Origin of the sequence: Vibrio sp. 1F253 (assembly GCF_041439295.1) — a bacterium.
Classification (GTDB): domain Bacteria; phylum Pseudomonadota; class Gammaproteobacteria; order Enterobacterales; family Vibrionaceae; genus Vibrio; species Vibrio tasmaniensis_A.
The window spans coordinates 32,509-44,986 of record NZ_JBGONU010000022.1 but is presented as its reverse complement, the minus strand read 5'-3'; the positions used below and the strand labels follow the sequence as shown (position 1 = coordinate 44,986).

9 protein-coding genes are annotated in these 12,478 nt (G+C 44.3%); 3 read left to right on the top strand and 6 right to left on the bottom strand.

Annotated elements, in window-relative coordinates; all coding sequences use genetic code 11:
- Nucleotides 1–230 precede the first annotated feature (230 nt).
- From ACED28_RS12775 to ACED28_RS12765, 3 genes are all read left to right on the top strand, one after another.
- Nucleotides 231–1,220 (top strand): rhodanese-related sulfurtransferase, encoded by a 990-nt coding sequence (locus ACED28_RS12775; RefSeq protein WP_135381938.1) that lies wholly within the window; start codon nucleotides 231–233, stop codon nucleotides 1,218–1,220.
- A gap of 467 nt (nucleotides 1,221–1,687) precedes the next feature.
- Nucleotides 1,688–1,945, top strand: a complete 258-nt coding sequence (locus tag ACED28_RS12770) for a YdcH family protein (protein WP_009846137.1) — start codon at nucleotides 1,688–1,690, stop codon at nucleotides 1,943–1,945.
- Nucleotides 1,946–2,041: 96 nt separating this feature from the next.
- Nucleotides 2,042–2,551 carry a GNAT family N-acetyltransferase gene (locus tag ACED28_RS12765; RefSeq protein WP_371709986.1) on the top strand — a complete coding sequence of 170 codons (510 nt, stop codon included), beginning with the start codon at nucleotides 2,042–2,044 and terminating at the stop codon, nucleotides 2,549–2,551.
- An 11-nt stretch (nucleotides 2,552–2,562) separates the two neighbouring features.
- Here the strand turns inward: ACED28_RS12765 and manA are convergent, their stop codons facing one another.
- The 6 genes from manA to ACED28_RS12735 all read right to left on the bottom strand — a co-directional run bounded on the left by manA (nucleotide 2,563) and on the right by ACED28_RS12735 (nucleotide 12,368).
- Nucleotides 2,563–3,768, bottom strand: a complete 1,206-nt coding sequence (gene manA, locus ACED28_RS12760) for a mannose-6-phosphate isomerase, class I (protein WP_371709985.1) — start codon at nucleotides 3,766–3,768, stop codon at nucleotides 2,563–2,565.
- 267 nt (nucleotides 3,769–4,035) lie between these two features.
- Entirely contained in the window at nucleotides 4,036–5,376 is a 1,341-nt protein-coding gene (locus tag ACED28_RS12755) for an MFS transporter (RefSeq protein ID WP_017097783.1), read from the bottom strand.
- An 8-nt stretch (nucleotides 5,377–5,384) separates the two neighbouring features.
- Nucleotides 5,385–6,881, bottom strand: a complete 1,497-nt coding sequence (uhpB, locus tag ACED28_RS12750) for a signal transduction histidine-protein kinase/phosphatase UhpB (RefSeq protein ID WP_032499231.1) — start codon at nucleotides 6,879–6,881, stop codon at nucleotides 5,385–5,387.
- The gene (gene uhpA / locus ACED28_RS12745) at nucleotides 6,881–7,489 is read right to left on the bottom strand and encodes a transcriptional regulator UhpA (RefSeq protein WP_371709984.1); all 609 of its coding nucleotides are present in this window, start codon (nucleotides 7,487–7,489) and stop codon (nucleotides 6,881–6,883) included. The genes uhpB and uhpA overlap by 1 nt, the downstream gene beginning before the upstream one ends.
- 202 nt (nucleotides 7,490–7,691) lie before the next feature.
- Nucleotides 7,692–9,086, bottom strand: a complete 1,395-nt coding sequence (gene uhpT, locus ACED28_RS12740) for a hexose-6-phosphate:phosphate antiporter (RefSeq protein ID WP_009846131.1) — start codon at nucleotides 9,084–9,086, stop codon at nucleotides 7,692–7,694.
- 366 nt (nucleotides 9,087–9,452) lie between these two features.
- The gene (locus ACED28_RS12735) at nucleotides 9,453–12,368 is read right to left on the bottom strand and encodes an alkaline phosphatase family protein (RefSeq protein WP_371709983.1); all 2,916 of its coding nucleotides are present in this window, start codon (nucleotides 12,366–12,368) and stop codon (nucleotides 9,453–9,455) included.
- Nucleotides 12,369–12,478 lie beyond the last annotated feature (110 nt).

Here is a 12,478-nt window from a genome sequence, read left to right as displayed (position 1 = left end):
GTAATTCGAACCTGATAAAACAGTTTCATTGCATTTCTTAGTCCATAAACCATACAAATTGAAATGATAAATAGCCCTACTTTTGGTTGGTTTTTGTCCTTCCTTGGCTTGGTTATACTGCGGCGGATTTTAATAAGCCAATATGGGCAAACCTGAGTAAATCAAACTCAGTCTGTATCATAAAAGGCAACGCTCTGGATTTACGTTCCAGCTCGCAGAAAGGAAAAACCATGTCTCAATATGTTGTATGTGCTCTGTATAAATTCGTAGCACTTGATGATTACCAAGAAATTCGCCAGCCACTCACTGACGTGTTAGAAGCCAACCAAATCCGCGGTACTTTGCTACTTGCGAGTGAAGGTATCAACGGTACCGTTGCAGGTAAGCGCGAATCTATCGACGCTCTTCTTAAATGGTTCAAACAAGATTCTCGTTTGGCTGATGTTGTTTACAAAGAGTCGTTCAACGAAGAACAACCATTCAACCGCACCAAGGTTAAGCTCAAGAAAGAGATCGTAACCATGGGCGTTGAGGGTATCGACCCACGCCACGTTGTCGGCACTTACGTGAAACCAAACGAGTGGAACGCTCTGATTTCTGATCCTGATGTAATTCTGGTTGATACCCGTAACGACTACGAAGTGGACATCGGCACATTCAAAAATGCTGTAAACCCAAACACAGAAACCTTCCGTGAATTCCCTCAGTACGTTGAAGAAAATCTTGATCCTAAGAAGCACAAGAAAGTCGCGATGTTCTGTACTGGCGGTATTCGTTGCGAAAAATCAACAGCCTACATGAAAGAGCAAGGCTTTGATGAGGTTTACCACCTTGAAGGCGGCATTCTTAAGTACCTAGAAGAAGTACCAGAAGAAGAGAGCATGTGGGAAGGCGACTGCTACGTATTTGATGGTCGTGTTGCAGTTAACCACCAGCTAGAGAAGAGCGGCTACGACGTGTGTAACGCTTGTCGCCTGCCAATCACAGACGAAGACAAAGCATCTGAGCACTTCGAGAAAGGCGTAAGCTGCCCTAAGTGTATTGATAAGCACAGCGACGAGCAGAAAGCCCGTTTCCGCGAACGTGAAAAACAAGTTCAATTGTCGAATGCTCGTGGCGAAACCCACGTAGGCGGCGATGCTGCTCACCTTATCGATCAACGTAAGAAAGAGAAGCTTGCACACAAAGAGCAGCAACGCTCTGGTAAGAAAGCGAAGTAAGCTTTCTACTTTCAACACGCATAGTTCCAAACATATAACTATAAATAGTTAGCTATATACACAAAAAAGGGCGCAAGTTCGAAGATGATTCCTCGAGTTTGTGCCCTTTTTTGATCGCTTTACGGCTTTGTGTTTTGAACCACATTTCTTTCGATAAATTGCTTCTATACTGTCAGGGCGTGTTGACCTTCCGCGGTTGGATTTTGTTCGAGATAAAAGCGTTTTAATCGCGGCGAGGGAGAAGTAGCCTAGTCATTCTAAGCAAATCTCCCTTAACAAAGAGTAAAACGCTTTTAGCCGAACCCTTCGGGCAGCGTTTGCTGGTTATTTCTACTACGTTATCGGCCTCTCATGTAGGCTAGCTACACATCAAAGCCTCTGCCTTGTAGAAATACCCAGCAATTCGCCGCAAAAACAAGCTCGAAAGATCAACACGCCCTAAAAATCCGACTAGAGAGGAAGTGCCAATGCTCAATGAAAACCATGCCTTTATCTTAGATTTCCCAGATCTTAAATTAGACATTGTTCAGCTCAACCACGACGACGAAAAATTCAAAGCAGACATGCAGAAATACCACCAACTCGACTACGACATCCGTCAGCTAGAAATCTCTGGCAGCCCTATCGATGACGACAGCATGCACAACCTCAAAGTAGAACGCATGGAGCTAAAAGACTCGCTACACAAACAGCTCACGCGCCATCACGCGCTTAAGATCGTATAGAAAAATCAATCCGATACTTTATTCTAAGCCATGCACTACGCATGGCTTTTTGGTTTCATAACAGCGCAAATCTAAGCTAATTCGGCTTCTTCAATTATGTTACTGTTTGCTTATTCGAAAGCGTTTGATAAGGAAGTGAGCAGAGTGACAATAGAAGAAGAGAACATACAATTCCAGCTCGTTTCAAATCTCGAATTCGAAGAACTGTTTGCGTGTGTTAAGCAAGGGCTTTTCATCCACGTTGATAGCGTTTTCGGATGGGATGACGACTTCCAACGTCAACGACTTTTAAACGAGTACAATCCCTCTTGGTTTCATTGGGTATACCTAGGAAAACAAAGGGTTGGACTTGTGTGTTTTAAGCCTTATGACAACGCATACCATGTTCACCTTCTGATCATTTCCCATCAATACCAAGATCAGTCTCTTGGTAAAAAAGTCATGTCACGCATCCACGAAAAAGCCCATCAAGAGCAACGAAACCAAGTCACTCTGTCGAGCTTTAGAAGTAACACCCGCGCCATCAGTTTTTATCAGGCGCTTGGCTACCAAATTGTTGATGATAGTGATACTAATTTCGTGGGGATGACTCTCTATTTAAACTAGAAGCGACTTCGCTAATTAAACGCTCTCGCCACTCGCCCTTTGCTGCTCAATTCGTAATGGCCAATATAAGCTGGGATAAATACCGATTGCCCTTTGGTGAGGGTTAAGTGCTCGCCTTTCTGACTCATTAGCACTAGGTCATCATCTATTGCCATTAAAATTTCAGCGCCACTTGTGATAACTTCTTCTTGATGAGGACGATGAAAGATATTGAAATTGAAGTCACTGACCGGGATATCATAACAATCACATTTACCCAGTTTTGATGGCTCTAACAACAAGCCTTCGAACGGAATTGGCATGAATTTTGTGCAGGCGACTAACTCAGCGACATCAATGTGTTTTGGCGTTAAACCTGCTCGTAGCACGTTGTCTGAATTTGCCATAATCTCAAGCCCGGTACCTTTAATATAAGCGTGCGGAGTGTTCGCATTCAAATACATCGCTTCACCTGGCTTTAGTGTGATCAAGTTAAGCAGCAGAACACAAAACAGACCGATATCGTTCGGGTACTGATGGCTAAGTTCAATGATCAATGCAAATTCTGTTTGATCTTGGTGAGCCTCTGCGTAAGTCAGAAGTTGCTCTAGTGCTTGATGTTTACATTGGTCATTAAGCGTTAATAGATCACGGAAAAACGCTTCTAAACCTAGAGAGTCAAGGTGGGTCCCAAACTCTTCAATCAAGCCAGCGAGCACGCTAGAGTCTAATCTTCTGAACAAACCTAATATTTCGTTAAATTCTCGAAAGCCATTCATCGCTTGGTATTCAGTGATCGCGTAAACCAATTCAGGTTTATGGTTAGAGTCTTTGTAATTACGATGCCCTGCAGTCAGAGGGATTCCTGCTTGCTCCTCTCTCGCAAAGCCTAACTCGGCTTGGTGCTTGTTTGGGTGGACCTGGACCGATAGCGCTTTTTCCGCTGCCAAGATCTTAAACAAGAACGGCAGTTCACCGAACTCCTGCGCAATATCAGTAGATAAATAAGCGGGTTTATTCTTGTTAATCAGCTCAGAGAGAGGCACCAAATGTTGGTCAAGCTTAACCATTGAGCAACCTTTTGGATGCGCTCCCATCCAAACTTCCGCTTGCGGCTCTTGTGACTCATTCTTAAAGCCAAACAGTTCACGTATCGAAGAAATACTCCCCCATGCATAATTTTGGATGGTGTTTTCCATTGGGAAAAATGAGTATTCTGAGAAGTGGCTGAGTGACATGGCGTTTTCCGTAGTGAGCCCTTTGAACACAATTCAGAGAGCTAATTTCTAATAACGTAAATAATTAGAAAGACTACAGAGAGCAGCTAGAACCCACATGAGATGAGGTCTTAGACGCAATAGGAAAAATTCTTAGAAACAGGTGAGAACCATGAAAAGCGTGAAAAGAGTCACATTTGAATGCTACGTATAAAAAACGCTGAAGATAGGGTAGCTGCATAATAACCAGAGGACCATTAGCAGCTATCTTATTTACGAAGAAATCCCTTAAAAGCCAGAGCGAACCTCTGCACTTTTCTGAGGCGATTGGGCTTGTAGGAAAGGCAGTAGCAGCAAGCCAATAACGGCCGCACAAGTCGAGATGGTAATGAAGAACCCACTCCAACCATAAGTTTCTAGAACGAGCGCTAATGGGTAGCCAGAAAGTGCTGCACCCATATAGGCAAATAAGCCAACAAAGCCTGTCGCAGCTCCTGCGGAGTCTTTATGTGAGCATTCCGCGGCAGCCATACCTATTAGCATTTGAGGGCCAAACACAAAAAAGCCTACACAAAACAGCCCAGCCGCTTGAAACACAAAGTTGGTTAGAGGCATAAGCCATAAAGCGGATACCGAGAGGAAGATACCAATCGCGAACAGGATATTCATGGGACCACGGTTACCACCAAACAGCCTATCCGATCCCCATCCAGCAACAAGTGAACCAACGAAACCGCCAATCTCAAACAGAGACAACGCAGCGTTGGCGTTTATCAAACTATAATCGTGCTCTTCGGTGAGATATAAATTGCCCCAGTCGTTAACTGCCGTTCTTACGATGTAAACCAACACATAGCTAAAGGCGAGCAGCCAAATGTACTTATTGCTGAACACATAGGCTTTCAGGATCTCTCGATAGCTTAACCCTTGCCCATGGCTCTCTTGCGCCAATTCTAGATGGTCATTGCGCCACTTCCCTACCGTCGGAAGCCCCATGGTCGTGGGCTTATCACGTAAGCGCAAACAGACGATAAGACCAATAAAAACACCAATCACACCCGGCCATATGAACCCAGATCGCCAACTGTATTGGAGAGTTAGATAGCCGACGAGAATAGGAATCAATGCCCCACCAACGTTGTGTGCTGTATTCCATATAGCCCAGCGAAAGCCTCTTTCGGAGCGAGAATACCAGGTCGTCAATAACTTGGAACACGATGGCCAGCCCCAGCCTTGGAACCATGCATTAAGCACCCAAAGCGATATAAAAGCCGCCAACGAACTAGAAAAACCAAACGCGATATTGATCAAGCCTGTCGCGATTAGGCCGAGCCCCATGAAGTAACGCGGGTTCGACCGATCCGATATGGTGCCTGAAATAAACTTAGCTAAGCCGTAAGAAAGATAAAAGAGCGTGCCAATCAAGCCGATATCGCCTTTGTCTAAGCCAAGATCGGTGATCATGGCTGGCGCGGCATAATTAAAGGTTTTACGAGTGAAGTAAAAACCTGCATAGCCGACATACATTCCTATCATGATGTGAAGACGCCAATAACGATAACGCTGATTGACCTCATCATCGCTTAGAGTATGACTTTTTGACGTTGTTGAGCGCAGAAATCCAAACATATTCGTTCTCACACTTTAGGTAATGTAACGCTGATATTAGTACCCGAAGAAGAGTCATTAGCGTTGATTGCCATCTTGCCACCGAGCGCCTGAACACGCTCTTGCATACCACGAACACCCATTCCTTTGAGAAGATCCTGCGCTGTAAAACCAACACCATTGTCTGTAATTCGAAGATAAGCTTGATCATCTAGAATCAGTTCTATTCTAATTTCACTTGCTTCAGCATATTTGTGGGCATTGTTTAAAGACTCTTGGCACAGTCGGAAGAGAGTAACCTTGAGCGTGTCACTCAAACATGAGTAGTCACCGTGCCAATTTAGCTGGATATCAACGCCGTGATCTGAAAACTCCATTTCCCGTATGAGCTGTTCAACGGAGTCCTTCAGGTCAAGGTCGTCCAACATTTTTGGTCTTAGCTTTGTTAGCAAACGCTTAGTGGTGTCATAAACATTCAACGACAATGATTCAATCGTACCAGCACAGCGAACGCTCATTTCAGCCGCATCGACACGTTTGATAATGCTCGCTTGAGTCCGAATTGCCGTGATGTTCTGGCCTATCTCATCATGTAACTCACGGGCAATATCACGACGAACCGATTCTTCAGCCGTGATTAGCTGACGGGAAAGGTTTTGATTCCTAGAGAGCTCACTGCGTAATTTCGAGTTGAGATCTTTTTGTTTTTGAACAGCTAAACCAAGCAAAATACCTGTGATGGTCTGAGCGGAAAGAGACAAGAGTAAATCAGTAATTTCGAGTTTGGACGTGCCACTGTGGGCTGCAATCAACGCGACGCTATTTAGCAGGGTAGCGAGCAAGGCGCCTTGCCATCCATAACGAACGGCGAGCAAGATAATAGGGATAGCCATACAGAACGGGGCGAAGCGCCTTAGCTCATCTGGCAAACTGGTTTGTATCAAAATACTGACGACCAACAAGAGGCTGTATAAAGCGATGTGACGGATTTTGAACTCAATGACATTGTTGATTAAGTAAGAGCTCAGTGGCGCCCACTTGTTTTGGAATAGGTAATTCCATACCAGATAACACATCGGCACTAACATCAAACCACCTGTGGTGCTCACCAACCACACCATGTAAACAGCCGGAACATGAGAACTGACCGCGGCAACATTGATGAGTGCTGTGACCATGATTAAGCTCGCCATCACCAACAAGTGACGATTCAGGTCACCAGAATAATAACGTTTGGCAATTAGAGTGGCTGGAATACTTAGTCCACTGGCGATTAGTATCGTCAGCCATTGAGGTTCATCAAGTAGGAGAGCTAGGGCAATCGCGAGCCCCCACTCTGCAATATAGATAGCAGGCCAATAGTGAGTGCGAGTGTGCAGCGTCATTCCTAACCGGAGTGAGAATGGGAAAAGCAGAATGGCTAACTCAGGGTCATTAATGAAATAGAAGGCAATAACCCATAAACAGAACCATGCACAGCCAGCCATAAAAACCCCGCATAAGGAGGTGGCTAGATAAGAACGCATTAGTACTGGTCTTGAGCGAACAATTTAGCTAACTCAACGTTGTTCTTAACATTGAGTTTGTCCATGGCATTGGCACGGTGCACATGTACCGTTTTATGGCTAACCCCTAACTCGACAGCAATAGATTTCACGTCGAGCCCTGTCGCCAATAACTGGCACACTTCGCTTTCCCTGCGGGTGAGCTGATTTAACGAGGCTTTATTCTTCATTGGTGTCGCAAGTTTTATGGCGATATCTGGCGTAAGGTAGCAGCCGCCATTTGCGCTCGTGTGTACGGCCTGAATTAACTCATCAGGGCTACAGCGTTTACTGAGATAACCTTTAGCTCCTAACTCTAATGACTTTTCAACCATCGCCGGAGAGTCATGTACGCTCAACATAATACTAGCAATGCCAGATGGAATCTCTTCCAATAAGCTCAGGCCACTTTCATCTTGCATTGAAATATCCAAGATAACGATATCAGGGTGACAACTTGGCAGTCCGAGGCGCGCTTCTGCCGCAGAGTTAAACTCCCCCACGACCGTTATATCAGTTTCAAGACTGAGTAATTGAGCGAAGCCAGATCGAACAATGACGTGGTCATCAACAAGCGCAACATTAATCATGATATTAACCAAAATTAAGAGTGAGAAAGAAAAATAGCCCCAACAGGAGCTATCTAAAATTAAGTTTATTGGTAGAGATGATACTGAATCGAACTAACGATTGGTATGATCTCACGTGCTTTAAACCAATAAATCACGTGAAACTATCTACCCGAAACTCTCTTTGCGACAACAAATGCGCGAGAACAAGTACTCAGACAAGCTACGCGTTTTGAGCCGCTAGGTGCATCTTCTTCGCGTGACGAATCTTCTTCTCTTCCGCAATAGCAACGAACAGCAGTAAAACAATACAAATGGCAGCAGAAGTATCGAGTGCTGCAAATGTCCCTTTCCAACCTGTTAAGCCGAAAATAGGCGTTCCGTCTGCAATCATGCCTAGGCCAAGTTTGGCAAAACTGTCACCAATTAGGTAAGCAAATGTGCCTTTCACGCCATCAGCCACACTGATTGCTTTCTTAGGAACAAAGCCTACCGCAGCAACACCAATCAACAGCTGAGGACCGAATACTAGGAAGCCAAGTACGAATAGTGATGCTAGGTACATGAACTCGCTCGTTGCATGCTGATAAAACTCTAGAGATACAATAATCAGTCCAAGCGATACACAAGCAACTAAAGCACGACGTCCGTTAGCAAGGTCTGATAAATAACCCCACATTAATGTACCGACCAGAGCGCCAACTTCAAACAGAGTAAAGCCTGAAATAGCCGTTTCTTTTGATAGACCTAACTCTTGATACGCATAAACGGTAGACCATTGATCGATACCGATACGAACAATGTACAAAAAGATATTCGCGAAGCAGAGTAACCAGATCACTTTGTTTTTAAGGATATATTCAACAAAGATCTCTTTCTTAGTCATTTGATTTTCTTCAGCAATAGTATCTTCTTCGCTGATTTCTTCGTCAAACAACTCTTCAACTGTACCTAAACCGTATGCTTCTGGAGAGTCGTTACCAAAACGCATCCCAATAAAACCAACCACAATCGCGATGATCGATGGGAACACGAACATACCAATTACGTTGCCATCAAAAAAGTAGTTAGCGCCAAACAGCGCTACACCAGCAGCACCTGCACCACCTACGTTGTGTGACATGTTCCAAAGACCTAAATACGACCCACGCTTATTACGAGGCGTCCATTTAGTAATAGTCGAATAACTTGAAGGACCACCGGTACTTTGAAAGAAACCACTCAATGCGTAGAAGGCAACCATCATGAATAAGCTAGCGCTGCCGCCACCCAAGCTGAAGCTAAAGCCCAACATGGCAAGACCAGATAGGATAAGCATGAATGGCAGGAACTGCTTGGTGTTTTTGCCATCCGCGTAGTAGGAAACAACCGTTTTACCAATACCATAAGTAATTGAAAAACCAAGACCAATAAGACCTAGATCGGTCATTGATAATCCATAAGTAGAAATCATGTCGTTTTGCGCGACATTGAAGTTCTTACGGATTAAATACATGGTCAAATAGCCAATGAATACGACTAGGTACGATTGTAGGAATGGTTTAAACCACATTTTTCTTCTAGTTTCGACCGGAAGATCCAGCGTCGGTTTTCTAACCTGATCTAGGAACTTTAACATTGTGAACTCTCTTATTATTGATGAGGTCTGCACGGAACATTACTGACCATGCACTCTTTGCAATTCGATGATGAAATAATAAGGAGTCTAAAAAGCGACCGCATGAGAGAGGGTCTTAGAATAACTAGGAAAAATTCTTAGTTCAGAATTGGGAGTCAAGAAAGCGTGAACAGCATCACTTTATTTAAAATGTGTTATGTCGTGAAGAGGTATTGGAAAGGAGTCGTTAGTTAAGGTATTTAATAGGAGCCCCAAGCAAACTAAACATCGATTGTATTGAGCAGTTGATTGAAGTCTAAAGTGGCTAATAAAAGCCACATTAGATTCGCTTTACGGTATCGTAACCTAAACGATAAATAATAGAGTTTAATTATTCTTAGACACATCCAACTTATTCAGCAACGACGGAAAACCCCAACCGTTCTCACCTTCGATCACAGGTTCTCCGGTCAAATACTCAAACAGCGTTGGAGCCAAAGAGCCATTAGCTTCGATTTTCAGTTGCTGAGAGTTATCGCCAATTGGCGCTCCCCAGAATCCGATGAAGGCATCTTTCTCTAAGTAATCCTCACCAGCATGACGACCCGGCACCTTAGTGTTGTAACCAATTCCCGCTTTAGGGAACAAGTTAACCGTGCCAGCCCTATCTTCAAGGTAAATATTAGCCAGTTGATTCACTGAATCTGGTCGAGGCGTTGGTTGCGTCAATGAAGTCCACTCAGCACTGCTACACCACGTTGTCACATCCGCCTTAACCGCTCGATTAATACATTTTTCTACTAATAGAGAGTACTGTGAAAAATCAGCTTCGCTTGGTGATGCTAGGTATGGATTTAACCTTTGCGTATTGAGCAAAATCGGCGCTCGGTTATCTTCCAATGACTCATAGAAAAGCTTGTCACCTTCACGTGTGATCAATTCATCGACCCGTTTTAAATCACGATTGCCAATCACACGAACAGCGCAACGTTGTTGATCACATGTGCTTTCTCTTACGACCATATACTCAAGACTTTCAGGCAAGCGTTGCGCTATCTGATTAATGATGTCGATATTCTGACCAGCTGGCGCTGCAATCGGAGACCACTGCGTGAGTTCTTGGTAAACCGGCTGAACCTGCCACCCTTTAGCCGAATTAAAGAAGTCCATCATAAAGTTACCACCAGCAGTAGAGGCGACCACCACATCCAATTCTTTCGAGCTTGGATAGCTTAGAGCATTGGTGATTTTAGGCCCTTCCCCCTCGTCTGAAGATATTTTCTTAACCACAATTGGATACTCTAGCTCTGCTTGTAAGCCTTCAAACACCTGCTTTTCGGGATTGAGCGCGTAGAACACCGGCGTTAAACCATGATCCCCGGCCATGCCCCATAGCGTTTTATCGTAAACGCCTGCACTGCGGTAGGTCGCTTCAATCTGGCGAATCCAATAGTCCAGTCGGTTGAGCTCTCCAGTCGGCATCAGAATTTCGTCACTAAAAGGACCGGTAAAGTGTGCGAAGTGATCCGGCCATGGGTTATAAACCAAGGTGTAGTCTGGCATCCCTTTTCCATCTAACTCGGCAAACTGAGTGATCGACTGTTTAACCTGAGTTCTCTTTGAAAACTTAGTGAAAAAATCAAAGCTAGATATAGACTGGTACGCTTCAATATCTTCTATCAAGGCTTGACGCTTTTCTTGCAAAACCACTTCGACTTCTGAACGTTCTTGAAGCTCTTTCACACAACGTTTCTCACCATAATCACGCAGTGACTCACCCAAGCCTAGGTTCACTAACCCATCATAAGTGGTATGAGCATTCCAATCGAATTGGGCGTTGCAGTTCAGCGTTTTAAGGTAATCAAGGCGATCAAACATGGTCTGCACCTTGTTGTTCGCCATCAACACATCCAACTGCAGGGCATCATTGCCGAAGAAGTAATAAGCTCGGTCGATCTCTCGGTCAACAAAGTGGAAATTAGGGATACCCGTACCACCTTGCCCCGATACTTTCGCGCCCGTTTTAATGATAGGTAGGTTACGTACACTGATTGTGGGAGTTGAAGAGATACCCACTCGGCTAATATTGTCTCGATGCTCTTGATAGAGATTTTTGAAGAACGGAAGATAATTCGGATCACGGTAGGTTTGTTCAGACAGAACTTCCATGAACCTCACCTGTTGTTGATGTTCTGGCTCAATGACCTTTTCTAGCTGAGGTTTGTATTGCGCTCGGTTTTTATGATTTTGGTAAGCCACTGAAATGAAAGGCGCATTATCATCGACCAAACCTTCGATCAATCCTTGCTGTAAACCATCGACCGTCACTTGAACTGCAAAACGTTTGTGCTGTTGGGAATCTAAGAACTGAATGAGCGCATCAGGCTGGTCACTGAACGCTTGCTGCATCCAATCATCTAGCGCTGCTGCGCGTTCTTCTTTAAACACAAACTGTCGGTAGGCTTTCAGCAAGTTTAAGCGCACAAAATCAATAAGCGTGATGGTAAGAGCTTGTGCTTTGTTATTCGGCTTATCAGCGTTTTCTGGTTTACCATCTTCTGCAATCGCCAACATTGCAGACTTCATGTCGCCGTCATCCATTCCCAATGCCGCTTTACCGATCAAATCAACGATGATCGGTTGAATCTGAGCGATGATCGCTAGATCTTCAGGGCTATTGGTTAAGTATGTGTAATTCGCAGGGAGCGTGTCCATATCCTGCCAAACACCAATTTCGAATAACGCATCGTAGATAATCACCATGTTGGCAATGAACTGTTCATCGATACGAATACCTTCATGATGTCCCGTTGCTTCAGTCGAGGTATCTGGCTCGTGATGCTCTGAGGTTGGCTTATCTCCAACATGATAAAGGCTATGTTCAAAGCCCTTTAGCGCCTGCTTATCATAAACCGTCGACAAGTAAGATTTGAACACATCTTCACTGCCCAAGCCTGAATAGCGGTCGTAATAACTATAGAGAAAATAACCCAAAGGAATTGAGTACGTCGGGTTAGATAACTGAGCAACGACTCTGGCTTTGGTTTTGACATCTAAAGGGAGAGCGAGAATATACGCATCTAATGTAACGCCACCAATGGTGAAAAGAGCTGCATCACGAGTGAGTTTGGCAGAATAACTTAGGCTTGAAAGCACCTGATTTTTCAACACTTCACTGGAGCTAAACACGCCACCAATGACGGGCGTTGTTGACATATCAGCGGCACTCGGAGCTGATGCAAACGCCAACGATAAGACACTGAATAAACTGGCGTAACTGCGAACGTGAGAATAAGAGCTCATCAAATTCCCTTTAGATCAACACACTTCTATAAATGCGACTTATTGTTTCAGTTTGCATTTATTAGTCAACCTATGAAAACGTTTGTTTTCTGATTCGAAGAGCTCGAATA

Coding starts and splice junctions, on each gene's coding strand:
- ACED28_RS12775 (WP_135381938.1), top strand. CDS start 231: ATGTCTCAATATGTTGTATGTGCTCTGTATAAATTCGTAGCACTTGAT.
- ACED28_RS12770 (WP_009846137.1), top strand. CDS start 1,688: ATGCTCAATGAAAACCATGCCTTTATCTTAGATTTCCCAGATCTTAAA.
- ACED28_RS12765 (WP_371709986.1), top strand. CDS start 2,042: ATGTTACTGTTTGCTTATTCGAAAGCGTTTGATAAGGAAGTGAGCAGA.
- manA (WP_371709985.1), bottom strand. CDS start 3,768: ATGTCACTCAGCCACTTCTCAGAATACTCATTTTTCCCAATGGAAAAC.
- ACED28_RS12755 (WP_017097783.1), bottom strand. CDS start 5,376: ATGTTTGGATTTCTGCGCTCAACAACGTCAAAAAGTCATACTCTAAGC.
- uhpB (WP_032499231.1), bottom strand. CDS start 6,881: ATGCGTTCTTATCTAGCCACCTCCTTATGCGGGGTTTTTATGGCTGGC.
- uhpA (WP_371709984.1), bottom strand. CDS start 7,489: ATGATTAATGTTGCGCTTGTTGATGACCACGTCATTGTTCGATCTGGC.
- uhpT (WP_009846131.1), bottom strand. CDS start 9,086: ATGTTAAAGTTCCTAGATCAGGTTAGAAAACCGACGCTGGATCTTCCG.
- ACED28_RS12735 (WP_371709983.1), bottom strand. CDS start 12,368: ATGAGCTCTTATTCTCACGTTCGCAGTTACGCCAGTTTATTCAGTGTC.